We start from the raw sequence: 15,013 nt of genomic DNA on the forward strand, positions 1-15,013 counted from the left end.
CTCACGCTCCGGCGGTGGCGACGAGGACGACGGCGACCACCAGGACGACGGTGCCTGCGAGCAGTGCGCTGAGGTAGGTCTGCACGTTGCCGGTCTGGGCCCTGCGCACGGCCCAGCCCAGCGCCTTGGGGGCTTCGGCCGCTCCGCGCACGTAGGTGTCCACGACGGCGCGGTCGAGGAAGCGGACCAGTGCGGCGCCGGCTTGCACCGGGCGGACGAAGAGCGTCGTGTATGCGGCGTCGAGGTGGAAGCCGACGGCCGCGTGCCGGTGGAGCGGGCCGAGCAGGAGTCGGCCCGGGTCGGACGGGTCGGGGGCGCTCGCGATGTCGCCGTACGCGGGGGTGTGCGTCGCGATGGCCTCGGCCTCGACCAGGCCCGGGTCACCGGACTCGGTGTCGACCGCGACGGCGCCGATCGGGGTGCGGCGGGCCGCCATCGCGGTGGTGTGGCGCCAGGCCGCGTAGGTGACCAGGCCGCCGACCAGCGCGAAGCCGGTGCCGAGGACGGAGGTGGTCAGCGTCGGCGTGAGGGAGACGCCGTCGAACCAGTCGGGCAGCACGCCCGTGAGCAGACCGAAGGCGAGGGAGGGGATCGCCAGGACCCACAGGACGACGTTCATCGCGACCGGCTGCTTGCCGTGGTCGGGGGCCTCGCTGCCGCGGCCGTTGAAGGCGAGGAGCCACAGGCGGGTCGCGTAGGCGGCGGTGAGCAGGGCCGTGACCAGGCCCGCGACGAGGACGATCCAGCCGGACGCGATCGGCGCGCCCAGGGCGCCGTTCCCGTGGCCGGTGGCGGTGTGCTCGGCGGCGCCGAGGACGGCCTCCTTGGAGAAGAAGCCGCTGAAGGGCGGGATCGCGGCGAGCGCGAGCAGCGCCACGGTCATCGTCCAGAAGGCGTCGGGCACCCGGTCGCGCAGGCCCCTCATGCGGGACATCGCGGCCAGCGAGTTGGTACCGGCGGCGTGGATGACCACGCCCGCCGCGAGGAACAGCAGCGCCTTGAAGGCGCCGTGCGAGAGGAGGTGGAAGACGGCGGCGTCGCGGCTGCCGACGGCGAGCGCGCCGGTCATGTAGCCGAGCTGGCCGACGGTCGAGTACGCGAGGACGCGCTTGATGTCGTCCTGGGCGAGCGCGGCCAGGGCCGAGCCGAGCATCGTCACGGCGGCCATGACCGCGAGCACGATCAGCGCCGCCTGCGAGGCGGCGAAGACCGGGAGGAGGCGGGCGACGAAGTAGACACCGGCGGCGACCATCGTCGCGGCGTGGATCAGCGCGGAGACGGGCGTGGGGCCCGCCATCGCGTCGGGCAGCCAGGTGTGCAGCGGGAACTGCGCGGACTTGCCCGCCACACCGGCGAGGAGCAGCAGGGCGATCAGGGTCGGGTGGTCGAGGCCGCCCTCGCTCGTGACCTTGCCCAGGATCGTCGTGATGCGGAACGAGCCCGTGTCGACGGCGAGCGCGAACAGGCCGATGAGGAAGGGGACGTCGCCGAGCTTCGTGACCAGGAACGCCTTGAGGGAGGCGGCCCGCGCCTCGGGGGTCTCCCAGTAGTGGCCGACGAGGAAGTACGAGCAGATGCCCATGATTTCCCAGCCGACCAGCAGGACCATCAGGTCGCCCGAGTAGACGACCAGGAGCATCGCGGAGGTGAAGAGCGAGACGAGCGCGGCGTACGAGGGGTAGCGCGGGTCGTCGCGCAGATAGCCCGTCGAGTAGATCTGCACGCAGGTCGCGACCAGGCCGACGAGGACGGCGACGAGGGCGGCGAAGCCGTCGATGTGCAGGGCGAGTTCGATCGGCACGGAGCCGGTCGGGGCGAGCTGGGTGTGCGCGTCGAGGGCGGCTGTGCCGTTGCCCGTGCCGCCGCCCTGGTCGAGCGCGACGACGGCGGCGAGGGCCAGCGCGGCCAGCGTCGGCAGGACGGCCAGCGGGCGGACGAAGCCGGGGGCCGTGCGGCCGAGGAGCAGGCCGGCGACGGCGCCGAGGAACGGCAGGAGGGGGACGAGGACGGCGAGGTTCGTCGTGGTCACGCGGTGGCCTCGGCCTTCTCGTCCGGGGTGGCGGTCGCCGGGGCCTCGGACGGGTCGTGCGGGTCTTCGTCCGGGTCCTGGGGCTCGGCGGAGTCACGGAGCTTGTCGATGTCCGACGTGCCGCGGCCCCGGTAGACGGCCAGGACGATCGCCAGGCCGATACCGATCTCGGCGGCGGCGATGGCGATGGTGAACAGGGTCAGGGCCTGGCCGGCGTGGAGGGTGTCGCGCAGCCAGACGTCGAAGGCGACGAGGTTCAGGTTGACGGCGTTGAGCATCAGCTCGACCGACATCAGGACCAGGATCGCGTTGCGGCGGGCCAGTACGCCGTACAGGCCCGTGCAGAAGAGGAGGGAGGAGAGGACGGCGGGGTAGGCGAGGTGCATCAGCGGGTTGCCTCACCTTCGGATGCGCCGGGGGCCGCGGGTGCGCTCGGGGTCGCGGGCGCGCCGGGCGCGTCGGCCGCCGGGGCGGCGTCGGCGTTCTTCTTGCGGGACAGGACGATCGCGCCGACCAGCGCGGCGAGGAGCAGCACCGAGAGCGCCTCGAACGGCAGGACCCAGTGCTTGAAGAGGATCGAGCCGGTCACGTCCGTGGTGCCCTGGGGCGCGCCGTCGAGGTCGATCCAGGTGGTGCGGAAGGCGTCGACGACGACCCAGACCAGGGCGGCGGCGGAGGCGACGGCCACGGTCAGCGCGGCCCAGCGGTTCGGGCTGTCCGCGTCCGGGGAGCGGCCGATGGGCGCGCGGGTCAGCATCAGACCGAACAGGAGGAGGACGACGACGGAACCGACGTAGATGAGGACCTGCACCCAGGCGATGAACTCGGCGGTGAGCAGGAGGTACTCGACGGCGAGCCCGCCGAGGGCGACGACCAGCCACAGGGCGGCGTGCACCAGTTGCTTCGTGGTGACGGTGACGATCGCCGCGGCGAAGGTCACGAGGCCCACGAGGACGAAGGCGATCTCGACGCCCGACGGGGAGAGGAACCCGGGGCCGTCGGCCGCCGCGGTGGCGGCGGCCGTTGCGGAGAGGGTCATGCGGTGGGCTCCTCTCCGGGCTCGGCGGACCCGGCTGCCGGATCCTGGGCAGCCGCCTCCTGGGCCGCTGCCTCCTGGGCTGCTGCTTCCTGGGCAGCCGCCTCTTGGGCCGCCGCCAGCTTGTCCGCGGTTTTGCGGGCCGCCGTGAGCTCCTTGGGGTCCTCGGCGGCGGGGTCGAGGGCGGGTGGGGACGGGACGGTCCACATCCACTCGCGGAGCTTGTCGCGTTCGTGGGTGAGCTCGCGGATGTCGGTCTCGGCGTACTCGAACTCCGGGGACCAGAACAGCGCGTCGAAAGGACACACCTCGATGCAGATACCGCAGTACATGCAGAGGGAGAAGTCGATGGCGAAACGGTCGAGGACGTTGCGGCTGCGCTCGCGGCCGCCGGGCGCGGCGGGCGGCACCGTCTCCTTGTGGGAGTCGATGTAGATGCACCAGTCGGGGCACTCGCGGGCGCACAGCATGCAGACCGTGCAGTTCTCCTCGAACAGGCCGATCACGCCGCGCGTGCGGGGCGGGAGTTCGGGCTGGGCGTCGGGGTACTGCTCGGTGACGGTCTTGCGCGTCATGGTGCGGAGGGTGACGGCGAGGCCCTTGGCCAGGCCGCTGCCAGGGATCGGAGGCATCAGTTGATCGCCACCTTCACGATTCCGGTGAGCGCGATCTGCGCGAGGGCGAGGGGCACGAGGGTGGTCCAGGCGAGCTTCTGGAGCTGGTCCTCGCGCAGTCGGGGGTACGTGACGCGGAGCCAGATCACGACGAAGGCGAGCACCGCCGTCTTGAGCAGGGTCCACACCCAGCCCAGGCCGTCGGCGCCCCAGGGGCCGTGCCAGCCGCCGAGGAACAGCACCGTGGTCAGACCGCAGAGCACCACGATGCCCGCGTACTCGGCGAGCAGGAAAAGGGCGAAGCGCAGGCCCGTGTACTCGGTGTACGCGCCGAAGATGATCTCGGAGTCGGCGACCGGCATGTCGAAGGGAGGGCGCTGGAGTTCGGCGAGGCCCGCCACGAAGAAGACGAGCGCGCCCACGATCTGCCAGGGCAGCCACCACCACTCGAAGGCGTCGAGGATGCCGGTCAGGGAGACCGTTCCCGCGGCCATGGCCACGGAGGCCGCCGCGAGCAGCATCGGGAGTTCGTACGCCAGGAGTTGGGCGGCGGTGCGCAGGCCGCCCAGGAGGGAGAACTTGTTGGCGCTCGCCCAGCCCGCCATCAGCGAGCCGAGCACGCCGACGCCCATGACCGCGAGGACGAAGAAGATGCCCGCGTCGATGACGGCGCCGACCGCGCCGTCGCCGGGACCGACGGGGATGGCGAGCAGCACGAGGAGGTACGGGAGGAGGGCGACCGCGGGGGCGAGTTGGAAGACGCGGCGGTCGGCGTCGGCCGGGACCACGTCCTCCTTCTGCGCGAACTTGACGCCGTCGGCGACCAGTTGGGCCCAGCCGTGGAAACCGCCCGCGTACATGGGGCCGAGGCGGCCCTGCATGTGGGCCATGACCTTGTGCTCGGTCTGGCCGACGACCAGGGGCAGCACCAGGAAGGCGACGAAGACGACGACGAGGCGCAGGGCGACGTCGAGGGCGTCGTTCACTCGTTGCCTCCGTTGGTGTCTGTCGGGTTCTCGTCCGAAGCGGCGTCCGAAGCGGCGTCCGGGGTGGCTTCCGGAGCGGCGTCAGGAGCGGCCTTCGGAGCGTCGTCAGGAGTGGCCGCCGGAGCGGCTTCCGGCTTCTTCGGTTCCTCGTCGAAGGCCGGCTTGGCGTGGTGCCAGGGGGCGTCGCTCGAACGAGGTTCCGCGGCCGGAGCCGGGGCCTGGGGCTCGGTGGGCTCGGTGGGTGTCGCGCGTTGCGAGGCGGAGCCCTGGGAGGCGCTGCGGGAGCGCCGTACCGGACGCGGCGCCGCGTCCGGGGCCTGCGGGGATTCGCCCGCCGGCGCGGCGGCCTGACTGGCCGAGCCCTGGCTCACGGACCGGGTGCGCCGCGCGGGCCGCTCCCCCGCGGCACCCGCCGCACCGGCGCCCGCGGCGCGCGCGCCCCGCGCGGGCCGTGCCGGAGCAGGCGGCAACTGACCCTTCTGCGGGCCCCATTCGTTCGGGTCGGGGACGCCCGGCGGCAGCATCTGACGGCGCTTGGGGCCACCGTGCTCGGGCTCACCCGGCTCCTTCGCGCCCGGCCACGCCTTCGCGACGCGCGCCGCGAGCACGAAGTCCTTGCGCAGCGGGTGGCCCTCGAAGCCGTCGGGCAGGAGGAGCGGGTCGAGGCCCGGGTGGTCGGTGAAGTCGACGCCGAACATCTCGTGCGTCTCGCGCTCGTGCCAGGCCGCGCCCGCGTACACGTCGACCGCCGACGCGAGCACGGGCGTGGCGTGCGGAACGGTCGTGCGCAGCAGCAGCCGGCGTACGGACCCGGGGGCGACGGCGGCGACGTGCGCGCACACGCGGAAGCCGGACTCCGGTTCGTCGACCGCGCTCAGCCAGTCGAAGTACGTGCACTCCAGCGTCGTACGGGCCGTCGTGAGCGCGGTGATCCACTCGGCGGCCGGGACGTCGACGGTCAGCAGGTCGTACGCCTCCTCGACCGTGGCCTCGGCGCCGAACAGCTCGTCGACGGGGGCGGGCAGCCAGCTCATCGCTCACCCCCGGAAGGCGCGGGCGGCTGGACGAGGCCGCTGCTCAGCGCCGCCGTGGAGGGCCGGCCGGCCGCCGCGTCGGCGGACGCGTACCGCTCGCCGAGCGACTCGCGGGCGATCTTCTCCTGGAGCTTGAGGATGCCCTGGAGCAGCGCCTCGGGACGGGGCGGGCACCCGGGCACGTACACGTCGACCGGAATGATCTGGTCGACGCCCTTGGTCACGGAGTACGAATCCCAGTACGGGCCGCCGCAGTTGGAACAGGCGCCGAACGAGATGACGTACTTGGGCTCGGGCATCTGCTCGTACAGCCGCTTGACCGCCGGGGCCATCTTGTCGGTCACCGTGCCGGACACGACCATCAGGTCGGCCTGGCGCGGCCCCGGCGCGAACGGGATGACGCCGAGCCGGATGAAGTCGTGGCGCGCCATGGAGGCGGCGATGAACTCGATGGCGCAGCAGGCGAGACCGAAGTTGAAGACCCACAGGCTGTAGCGGCGGCCCCAGTTGAGGACCACCTTCATCGGCTCGGGGGCGAGCCGCGAGAGCACGCCCAGCTTCTTCGGTTCGGGCAGGAACACCGGCTCCGGCGTCGGCTCCTGCTCCGCGGGGGTCACAGCGCTCACGTCCACGTCACTCACGCCCACGTAAGGACGCCCTTCTTGTATGCGTACAGCAGGCCCACGGCGAGGAAGCCGAGGAAGACGAACATCTCGACGAGGGTCGTCGCGCCGTAGCCCGGCGCGGCGAAGACCGTGGCCCAGGGGAAGAGGAAGATCGAGTCGACCGCGAAGATCACGTAGAGGAAGGCGTACACGTAGTAGCGGACTTGGGTGTGCGCCCAGCCGTCGCCGACCGGGTCCACGCCGCACTCGTACGTCAGGAACTTCTCCCTGGTGGGGACCACCGGGCGCAGCAGTTTTCCCGCGCTGAAGGCGACGGCGACGAAGAGCACGCCGACGACGGCGAGCAGTCCGACCACCGAGTACGACTGGAAGTAGTCCGCCGCGATGACGGTCACGTCCGATCCCGTCACGTACCTGCGCCCCTCGTGTCTTCGTTGTGTTCGACGATCTGTACGCACGGGAGTCTAGGCCCTGTTAAAGGGACGGTAAGCAGCCCGGGGCCGAGGGGCTCGGGTGGGATGTGGATCGAGGTGGGGTTATCCCCCGCTCGACTTGGCGGTCGTCCTCATGGCGCCCCGCCCCGCACCAGGGCACTCTTTCGGCTATGACCGAGCCACACGCCACCTTTGACGACGACCACCCGGTGCTGCCCCCGCCGCGGTTGGGGTACGACAGCGCCACGTGGAAGGAGATCGCGTATCTCCTGAGCAGCTTTCCGCTGGCCGTCCTCGGATTCGTGTACGCCGTCACGATGGTGGCGCTCGGCGCGGGCCTCACGGTCACGGTGATCGGCCTGCCGCTGATCGCGGGCGGCCTCCGGGGCGCGCGGCTGCTCGGCAAGGCGGAGCGCGGGCGGGCGCGGGCGCTGCTCGGGGTGCGCATCGAGGAGCCGAGCCCGTTGCCGCTGAAACGCTCGGGCGGCTTCTTCGGCTGGCTGTGGACCGGGCTGAAGGACCCGGTGGGCTGGCGCACGGTGCTGTACGAGGTGATCCGGTTGCCGTGGGCCATCCTGACGTTCACGATCACGCTGGTCGGGCTCTTCGTGCTGTGGCCGGTGCTGCCGTTCATCGCGCGCGGGCTCGGCAACGCGGACCGGGCGATGGTGCGGGCGCTGCTCTCGCCGTCCGACGAGCTGGAGCGGCGGATCGCGGAGCTGGAGTCGGACCGGGGGCAGGTCGTCGACACGGCCGCAGCGGACCTGCGGCGCATCGAGCGGGATCTGCACGACGGGGCGCAGGCGCGGCTGGTCAATCTGGCCATGGGGCTGGGTCTCGCGAAGGAGAAGCTCCTGGAGGGCCAGGCCGACGACGTCGTGGCGGCGATGGTCGACGAGGCGCACGGCGAGGTCAAGCTGGCGCTTCAGGAACTGCGGGACCTGGCGCGCGGCATCCACCCGGCGGTCCTCACCGACCGCGGACTCGACGCGGCCCTGTCGTCGGTGGCCTCGCGCTGCACGGTGCCGGTGAAGGTGACGGCCGAGCTGCCGGCCCGGCCCGCCGAGGCGATCGAGGGCATCGCGTACTTCACGGTCTCCGAGCTGCTCCAGAACGTGAGCAAGCACAGTGGCGCGCGGTCGGCGTCGGTGGACGTGTGGCGCTCGCGGGACCGGCTGCTCATCCAGGTGTACGACGACGGGCGGGGCGGCGCGAGCGTCCACAAGGGCACCGGTATGGCGGGCCTCGCAGACCGGCTGAGCGCGGTGGACGGCCTGTTCGTCGTGATCTCCCCGGAGGGCGGCCCGACCACGGTCACGGCGGAGCTTCCGTGGCGCGACCGGACCGGGCCGACACGGCAGAGGTAGGGAAAACCCCCGGTCGAAGACGCCGACCGGCCGCATGGTCGCGGGACACGACCGCGAGGAGGCTTGAAGCAGAGCCCGAGACAGCGCAACGACGGCTCCCCGGCAGACCCGAGCAGAACGGACGGACACCGATGGCCACGCACCAGTACGGATACGGCGAGGACCGTGACACGTACGCGTACTCGTACTCGTCCTCCTACGAAGAGGAGCGTCGCGGTGGCGGTTCGCGGCCGCCGCGCGGACTGGACCGGCTGCCGGCCGGGCTGCGGGCGCCGATCGAGGGGCGGACGTGGCGGGAGTTCGGATATCTGCTGCTCAGCCTGCCGCTCAGCATCATCGGCTTCGTGTGGGCCGTGACGATGACCTCGCTCGGGGTGGGCCTGCTGATCACGTTCATCGGGGTTCCGGTGCTCGCGGGGGCGCTGGCCGGGGCGCGTGGGCTCGGGGCGCTGGAGCGGGTGCGGGCGCGGGGGCTGCTCGGGGTGGAGGTCGGTACGCCGGAGCCGCTGCGGCCGCGGTCGGGCGGGCCGATGGGGTGGATCGGGGCGACGCTCAAGAGCGGGGTCTCGTGGCGGCATCTGCTGTTCGGGGTGCTGCACATGCCGTGGGCGGTGTTCGGGTTCTCCGTGGGGCTGACGTTCTGGGCGACCGGCTGGTCGATGCTCACGTACCCGTTGTGGCGGTGGGTGCTCCCCATGTACGCGGGGCAGGACGGCATCCAGCTGTACGGGGACGCCACGCACGCCGTGTACCTCGACAACCCGTTCGAGATCGCGGTGACGGCGGGGGCCGGGCTGCTCGTCACGCTGGCGACGCCGTGGGTGATACGGGCGCTGACGACGGTGGACCGGCTGATGGTGGTCGGGCTGCTCGGCCCGTCGCGGCTGGCGTCGCGCGTGGTGGAACTGGAGTCCGACCGGGGCGTCGTGGCCGACACGGCGGCGGCGGACCTGCGGCGCATAGAGCGGGATCTGCACGACGGCGCGCAGGCGCGGCTGGTCGGGCTGGCCATGGATCTCGGTGTGGCCAAGGAGAAGCTGAGCGAGGACCCGGCGACGGCGGCGCGCATGGTGGGCGAGGCGCACGGTGAGGTGAAGACGGCGCTTCAGGAGCTGCGGGACCTGGCGCGCGGGATCCACCCGGCGGTGCTGACCGACCGGGGGCTCGACGCGGCGTTGTCGGCGGTGGCGTCACGGTGCGCGGTGCCGGTGCGGGTGGAGGTCGACCTGGAGCAGCGGCCGGCGCCGGCCATCGAGGGGATCGCCTACTTCACCGTGACCGAGCTCCTGCGGAACGTGAGCGAGCACAGTGGGGCGACCCGGGCCGAGGTCGACGTGTGGCGGTCGCGGGACCGGTTGATGGTGCAGGTGTACGACAACGGGGGCGGCGGAGCGGTGGCCTCCGGCGGGTCGGGGTTGGCGGGGCTCGCGGGGCGTCTCGACGCGGTCGACGGGATCCTGGTGGTGGAGTCTCCGACGGGTGGGCCGACGCGGGTAACGGCGGAGCTGCCGTGGCGTCGGTCGTAGCCCGCGGCGGGGTCCCGTCTCCCGGTTGCGCGGCACCGGGGTCCCACCCGTGGCGGGGGCCCGTCACCCAGACGCGCGCGGCGCCGGGGGGGGGGCCGCCGTCCCATCCGTGACCGGCCCCCATCTCCCCAATGCGCCGCACCACACCTCGCCGACCCACCCGTTGCCGAACCCCGTCCCCACCATTGCGCGGCACCGGGGGCCGCCTTGCCCACCCTGCCGCCCCAGGCGGCAGATTGCCCAAGGCGGGATGCGGTAGCCCTGCGGGGGCGGGAACCGTGCTGGCGGCTGATCACCCGAGGCGGGGCAGGCGAGCCGCATCGAGCCCCGGCGTGCGCGGGCCCAATCGAACCCCGGCGACGGGTGGGCCCAATCGGACCCCGGCGATGCGCGGGCCCAATCGAGCCCCGGCGACGGATGGGCCCATCAAGCCTCTGCGGCGGATGGGCCCATCAAGCCCCGGCGACGGATCGGCCACCTCAAGCCTCGGCGGCGGATGGCCCACCAAGCCTCGGCGGCGGATGGCCCATCAAGCCCCTGCGGCGATTGAGCAGCGGGGCCCGGGGCAGAGCCCCGCGACGTAAGGACGGGGGGGCCGTCACACCAACGCCCCGGCGGGAAGCCGCCACCTCAAGCCTCCCCGGCGGCGGCGCAGCAGAGCCCCGCGACGTAGGGACGGCAGGCCGTCACACCAACGCCCCGGTGAGGGGCCGTCACCGTGCCCGCTCGGCCGCGCCGCGAGGGGCGCCGCGTAACCTCCCCGTCCGCCCCCCAACCCTGGAATGCTGAAGGGCAGCAGCGGCGATCGTTTCTGGCGCGCACCGTGCCGGGACGCCTCTGCGGTGGGGGGCCGAGGAACGTGGAGGACAAGGTGCGGGTGGTCATCGCCGAGGATTCAGTGCTGCTCAGGGAGGGCCTGACCCGGCTGCTCACCGACCGCGGACACGAGGTCGTCGCGGGCGTCGGCGACGGCGAGGCACTGGTCAAGACCATCACGGAGCTCGGAGAGCAGGCACAACTGCCGGACGTGGTGGTCGCCGACGTCCGGATGCCCCCCACGCACACCGACGAGGGCGTGCGCGCGGCGGTGCGCCTGCGGGCGAGGTTCCCGGACCTCGGGGTACTCGTGCTGTCGCAGTACGTGGAGGAGCAGTACGCCACTGAACTGCTCGCGGGTTCGAGCCGCGGCGTCGGCTACCTGTTGAAGGACCGGGTCGCCGAGGTCCGGGAGTTCGTGGACGCGGTGGTCCGCGTGGCCGAGGGCGGCACGGCCCTCGACCCCGAGGTGGTGGCGCAGCTGCTGGGCCGCAGCCGCAAGCAGGACGTGCTGGCCAATCTCACGCCGCGCGAGCGCGAGGTGCTCGGCCTGATGGCGGAGGGACGTACGAACTCGGCGATCGCGCGGCAGCTCGTGGTGAGCGACGGCGCCGTCGAGAAGCACGTGAGCAACATCTTCCTGAAGCTGGGCCTGTCCCCGAGTGACGGGGATCACCGCCGTGTACTGGCGGTTCTCACCTACCTGAACTCCTGATTACCTGACACCCTGTCAGATAGCACCTGCCGGACGACACCGACCACCCCCGGCCACCGCACCGGCATCCGCACCGGTCGGAGTCCGAAACGCCCGAAACCGACGACCGATCGAGCGCGTCTTCCGTAACAAAACGGGGCGACTTGCCGTCTCATTTCCTGGTCCGCCATACGGATTGCCTCAGGAAGGCGACCCTTACAGACGTAGGGTGGGCTGTGGGTGGGCCGGTGGGACGGCCGTGCCCGCACAGCCGCCTCGAGGGAGGTCCAGTTCAGTGACCAGCCAGGTCAGTAGCACCACCGAGCAGGCCGACGAGACCGACAACGCTGTGGTCGGCGAGCAGCGCGCAGCGGCAGGCGCATCGAGCAAGGACGTACGGCGCGTGGACCGGGTGATCATCCGGTTCGCGGGTGACTCCGGTGACGGCATGCAGCTCACGGGGGACCGCTTCACCTCGGAGACCGCGTCGTTCGGCAACGATCTGTCCACGCTGCCGAACTTCCCGGCCGAGATCCGCGCCCCCGCGGGGACCCTGCCGGGTGTCTCGTCCTTTCAGCTGCACTTCGCCGACCACGACATCCTCACGCCGGGCGACGCCCCGAACGTGCTGGTGGCGATGAACCCGGCCGCGCTGAAGGCGAACATCGGGGACGTGCCGCGCGGCGCCGAAGTCATCGTCAACACGGACGAGTTCACCAAACGGGCGATGCAGAAGGTCGGTTACGACACCAGTCCCCTGGAGGACGGTTCGCTCGACGGGTATCACGTGCACCCCGTGCCGCTGACCACGCTCACCGTCGAGGCGCTGAAGGAGTTCGACCTCTCGCGCAAGGACGCGGGGCGCTCCAAGAACATGTTCGCGCTGGGGCTGCTCAGCTGGATGTACCACCGGCCCACCGAGGGCACCGAGCGGTTCCTGAAGCAGAAGTTCGCCCGCAAGCCCGAGATCATGAAGGCGAACCTGGCCGCGTTCCACGCCGGCTGGAACTTCGGGGAGACGACGGAGGACTTCGCGGTCTCCTACGAGGTCGCCCCCGCCGCCACCGCCTTCCCCACCGGCACCTACCGCAACATCTCGGGGAACCTGGCCCTGTCGTACGGGCTGATCGCCGCCTCGCGGCAGGCGGATCTGCCGCTGTACCTGGGCTCGTACCCGATCACTCCCGCGAGTGACATCCTGCACGAGCTGAGCAAGCACAAGAACTTCGGCGTGCGGACCTTCCAGGCGGAGGACGAGATCGCCGGGATCGGCGCCGCCCTCGGAGCGGCCTTCGGCGGCTCGCTCGCCGTCACGACCACGTCCGGCCCCGGTGTCGCGCTCAAGTCCGAGACCATCGGCCTCGCCGTGAGCCTCGAACTGCCGCTGCTCGTCATCGACATCCAGCGCGGCGGCCCCTCCACCGGCCTGCCGACCAAGACCGAACAGGCCGACCTGCTCCAGGCGATGTACGGGCGCAACGGCGAGGCCCCGGTCCCGGTCGTCGCGCCCAGGACGCCCGCCGACTGCTTCGACGCGGCGCTCGAAGCCGCCCGGATCGCGGTCACCTACCGCACCCCGGTCATGCTGCTGTCGGACGGCTACCTGGCCAACGGCAGCGAGCCGTGGCGCATCCCCGAGGTCGACGAACTCCCGGACCTGCGCGTGCAGTTCGCCTCCGGCCCGAACCACACCGAGGCGGACGGCACCGAGGTCTTCTGGCCGTACAAGCGCGATCCCCAGACCCTCGCCCGCCCCTGGGCGGTCCCCGGCACGCCGGGGCTTGAGCACCGGATCGGCGGCATCGAGAAGCAGGACGGCACGGGCAACATCTCGTACGACCCGGCCAATCACGACTTCATGGTCCGCACCCGGCAGGCGAAGATCGACGGCATCGACGTGCCCGACATCAAGGTCGACGACCCCACCGGCGAGGCCCGCACGCTGGTCCTCGGCTGGGGTTCGACGTACGGCCCGATCACCGCAGCGGTCCGCCGGCTGCGGGGCGCGGGCGAGCACATCGCGCAGGCCCATCTGCGCCATCTCAACCCGTTCCCGAGGAATCTGGGCACGGTCCTGAAGCGTTACGACAAGGTGGTGATCCCCGAGATGAACCTCGGTCAGCTCGCCACACTCGTACGGGCGAAGTACCTGGTGGACGCCCACAGCTACAACCAGGTCAACGGCATGCCGTTCAAGGCTGAGCAGCTCGCCACCGCTCTCAAGGAGGCCATCGATGGCTGACACGCAGACCAGGGAGACCGAGGAGACCGCCGGGGAGACGGGGGACGGCGCGGAGACGCTTCTGTCCCTGGTCCCCAAGGCCGAGGCCAAGCAGTCCATGAAGGACTTCAAGTCCGATCAGGAAGTGCGCTGGTGCCCCGGCTGCGGCGACTACGCGATCCTCGCCGCCGTGCAGGGCTTCATGCCCGAGCTCGGCCTGGCGAAGGAGAACATCGTCTTCGTCTCCGGAATCGGCTGCTCGTCCCGCTTCCCGTACTACATGAACACGTACGGGATGCACTCCATCCACGGCCGCGCCCCGGCCATCGCGACCGGACTCGCCTCCTCCCGGCGGGACTTGAGCGTCTGGGTCGTGACCGGTGACGGCGACGCGCTGTCGATCGGCGGCAACCACCTCATCCACGCGCTGCGCCGCAATGTGAACCTGAAGATCCTGCTGTTCAACAACCGGATCTACGGGCTCACCAAGGGCCAGTACAGCCCGACCTCCGAGGTCGGGAAGATCACCAAGTCGACGCCGATGGGTTCGCTCGACGCGCCCTTCAACCCGGTGTCGCTCGCGATCGGCGCGGAGGCGTCGTTCGTGGCGCGCACCGTCGACTCCGACCGCAAGCACCTCACCTCGGTGCTGCGCGCGGCGGCCGATCACCGGGGCACGGCGCTCGTCGAGATCTACCAGAACTGCAACATCTTCAACGACGGCGCCTTCGAGGTCCTCAAGGACAAGCAGCAGGCCGAGGAGGCGGTGATCCGGCTCGAACACGGGCAGCCGATCACCTTCGGCCCCGAGGGCGCGAAGGGCGTCGTGCGCGACCCGGTCACCGGCGACCTCGCGGTCGTGCCGGTCACGGCGGACAACCAGGCGGACATCCTGGTCCACGACGCCCACGCGGCGTCCCCGACCACGGCGTTCGCGCTCTCCCGGCTCGCCGACCCGGACACGCTGCACCACACGCCGATCGGTGTCCTGCGCGACGTCGAGCGCCCCGTGTACGACGTGCAGATGAGCGACCAGCTCGACGCCGCGATCGAGCGGGACGGCAAGGGCGACCTCGGCGCGCTGCTGGCCGGGGGCGACACCTGGACGGTCGTGGGCTGAGCGCCCGCACGTGAGCGACGAGGTCCGGGCGCGGCGTTGCGCGCCCGGACCTCGCGCGTTTCACGCGTCCTTGACCTCGTCGTACGCCTGGCGCGCCGCCGTCACCTCGGGCAGCCGCCGGTCCGTCCAGTCCGCGAGCGCGCGCACCTGCGCGGCGGCCTCGCGGCCGAGGCCGGTGAGCGAGTAGTCGACGCGGGGCGGGATCACGGGCTGGGCGTCGCGGTGCACCACTCCGTCGCGCTCCAGGGTCCGCAGCGTCTGCGCGAGCATCTTCTCGCTGACCCCGCCGAGCTCCCGGCGCAGCTCGCTGAACCGGTACGGGCGCTCCTCCAGCGCGAGCAGTACGAGCACGCCCCAGCGGCTCGTGACGTGCTCCAGCACGAGGCGCTGGGGACACATCTCCGCGCCGGTCTGCGTCCACTGCTTCACCCTGCTTACCGTCACACCAGTACCTTACTTCAAAGTGGGTACTTACGAATGTTTAGCTGCTCCCCTACCGTGGAGGGTGAA

General features: G+C 71.6%; 14 protein-coding genes. 5 read left to right on the forward strand and 9 right to left on the reverse strand.

What is annotated here, in order from left to right; translation table 11 throughout:
- Nucleotide 1 precedes the first annotated feature (1 nt).
- Genes ACYBSK_RS34210 through ACYBSK_RS34245 form a run of 8 tightly spaced genes read right to left on the reverse strand, consistent with a single transcriptional unit; the run spans nt 2 to nt 6,735 of the window.
- Nucleotides 2–2,029, reverse strand: coding sequence for an NADH-quinone oxidoreductase subunit 5 family protein (locus tag ACYBSK_RS34210; protein ID WP_460244404.1), 2,028 nt, complete (start codon nt 2,027–2,029; stop codon nt 2–4).
- A complete protein-coding gene (gene nuoK / locus ACYBSK_RS34215; RefSeq protein ID WP_460244405.1) occupies nt 2,026–2,415 on the reverse strand; it encodes an NADH-quinone oxidoreductase subunit NuoK in 390 nt (129 codons plus the stop codon). Before nuoK ends, ACYBSK_RS34210 begins: the two co-directional genes overlap by 4 nt.
- A complete protein-coding gene (locus ACYBSK_RS34220) occupies nt 2,415–3,068 on the reverse strand; it encodes an NADH-quinone oxidoreductase subunit J family protein (protein WP_460244406.1) in 654 nt (217 codons plus the stop codon). Before ACYBSK_RS34220 ends, nuoK begins: the two co-directional genes overlap by 1 nt.
- Nucleotides 3,065–3,697, reverse strand: a complete 633-nt coding sequence (locus ACYBSK_RS34225) for a NuoI/complex I 23 kDa subunit family protein (RefSeq protein ID WP_457481123.1) — start codon at nt 3,695–3,697, stop codon at nt 3,065–3,067. The genes ACYBSK_RS34220 and ACYBSK_RS34225 overlap by 4 nt, the downstream gene beginning before the upstream one ends.
- Nucleotides 3,697–4,665 (reverse strand): complex I subunit 1/NuoH family protein, encoded by a 969-nt coding sequence (locus tag ACYBSK_RS34230; RefSeq protein ID WP_457481124.1) that lies wholly within the window; start codon nt 4,663–4,665, stop codon nt 3,697–3,699. Before ACYBSK_RS34230 ends, ACYBSK_RS34225 begins: the two co-directional genes overlap by 1 nt.
- A complete protein-coding gene (locus tag ACYBSK_RS34235; protein ID WP_460244407.1) occupies nt 4,662–5,699 on the reverse strand; it encodes an NADH-quinone oxidoreductase subunit C in 1,038 nt (345 codons plus the stop codon). The genes ACYBSK_RS34230 and ACYBSK_RS34235 overlap by 4 nt, the downstream gene beginning before the upstream one ends.
- Nucleotides 5,696–6,331 (reverse strand): NADH-quinone oxidoreductase subunit B, encoded by a 636-nt coding sequence (locus tag ACYBSK_RS34240; protein WP_457481947.1) that lies wholly within the window; start codon nt 6,329–6,331, stop codon nt 5,696–5,698. The genes ACYBSK_RS34235 and ACYBSK_RS34240 overlap by 4 nt, the downstream gene beginning before the upstream one ends.
- A gap of 5 nt (nt 6,332–6,336) precedes the next feature.
- The gene (locus ACYBSK_RS34245; protein ID WP_457481126.1) at nt 6,337–6,735 is read right to left on the reverse strand and encodes an NADH-quinone oxidoreductase subunit A; all 399 of its coding nucleotides are present in this window, start codon (nt 6,733–6,735) and stop codon (nt 6,337–6,339) included.
- 194 nt (nt 6,736–6,929) lie between these two features.
- On the opposite strand from ACYBSK_RS34245, the gene ACYBSK_RS34250 reads away from it, so the two are divergent.
- The 5 genes from ACYBSK_RS34250 (at nt 6,930) to ACYBSK_RS34270 (ending at nt 14,503) form a co-directional block, all read left to right on the forward strand.
- Nucleotides 6,930–8,126 carry a sensor histidine kinase gene (locus tag ACYBSK_RS34250; protein WP_460244408.1) on the forward strand — a complete coding sequence of 399 codons (1,197 nt, stop codon included), beginning with the start codon at nt 6,930–6,932 and terminating at the stop codon, nt 8,124–8,126.
- Between the two features lie 131 nt (nt 8,127–8,257).
- The gene (locus ACYBSK_RS34255; RefSeq protein WP_457481128.1) at nt 8,258–9,652 is read left to right on the forward strand and encodes a sensor histidine kinase; all 1,395 of its coding nucleotides are present in this window, start codon (nt 8,258–8,260) and stop codon (nt 9,650–9,652) included.
- Nucleotides 9,653–10,523: 871 nt separating this feature from the next.
- Nucleotides 10,524–11,183, forward strand: coding sequence for a LuxR C-terminal-related transcriptional regulator (locus ACYBSK_RS34260; protein ID WP_457481948.1), 660 nt, complete (start codon nt 10,524–10,526; stop codon nt 11,181–11,183).
- 274 nt (nt 11,184–11,457) lie between these two features.
- Nucleotides 11,458–13,404, forward strand: a complete 1,947-nt coding sequence (locus ACYBSK_RS34265; protein ID WP_460244409.1) for a 2-oxoacid:acceptor oxidoreductase subunit alpha — start codon at nt 11,458–11,460, stop codon at nt 13,402–13,404.
- A complete protein-coding gene (locus tag ACYBSK_RS34270) occupies nt 13,397–14,503 on the forward strand; it encodes a 2-oxoacid:ferredoxin oxidoreductase subunit beta (protein ID WP_460244410.1) in 1,107 nt (368 codons plus the stop codon). Before ACYBSK_RS34265 ends, ACYBSK_RS34270 begins: the two co-directional genes overlap by 8 nt.
- 60 nt (nt 14,504–14,563) lie before the next feature.
- Here the strand turns inward: ACYBSK_RS34270 and ACYBSK_RS34275 are convergent, their stop codons facing one another.
- A complete protein-coding gene (locus ACYBSK_RS34275) occupies nt 14,564–14,902 on the reverse strand; it encodes a winged helix-turn-helix transcriptional regulator (RefSeq protein WP_457481949.1) in 339 nt (112 codons plus the stop codon).
- Nucleotides 14,903–15,013 lie beyond the last annotated feature (111 nt).

Source organism: Streptomyces sp. BYX5S (assembly GCF_054724165.1).

What these genes read in the sequence shown, in the direction of transcription:
- nuoK (WP_460244405.1), bottom strand. Translation starts at nt 2,415, where the DNA reads ATGCACCTCGCCTACCCCGCCGTCCTCTCCTCCCTCCTCTTCTGCACG.
- ACYBSK_RS34220 (WP_460244406.1), bottom strand. Translation starts at nt 3,068, where the DNA reads ATGACCCTCTCCGCAACGGCCGCCGCCACCGCGGCGGCCGACGGCCCC.
- ACYBSK_RS34225 (WP_457481123.1), bottom strand. Translation starts at nt 3,697, where the DNA reads ATGCCTCCGATCCCTGGCAGCGGCCTGGCCAAGGGCCTCGCCGTCACC.
- ACYBSK_RS34235 (WP_460244407.1), bottom strand. Translation starts at nt 5,699, where the DNA reads ATGAGCTGGCTGCCCGCCCCCGTCGACGAGCTGTTCGGCGCCGAGGCC.
- ACYBSK_RS34250 (WP_460244408.1), top strand. Translation starts at nt 6,930, where the DNA reads ATGACCGAGCCACACGCCACCTTTGACGACGACCACCCGGTGCTGCCC.
- ACYBSK_RS34255 (WP_457481128.1), top strand. Translation starts at nt 8,258, where the DNA reads ATGGCCACGCACCAGTACGGATACGGCGAGGACCGTGACACGTACGCG.
- ACYBSK_RS34270 (WP_460244410.1), top strand. Translation starts at nt 13,397, where the DNA reads ATGGCTGACACGCAGACCAGGGAGACCGAGGAGACCGCCGGGGAGACG.
- ACYBSK_RS34275 (WP_457481949.1), bottom strand. Translation starts at nt 14,902, where the DNA reads ATGTGTCCCCAGCGCCTCGTGCTGGAGCACGTCACGAGCCGCTGGGGC.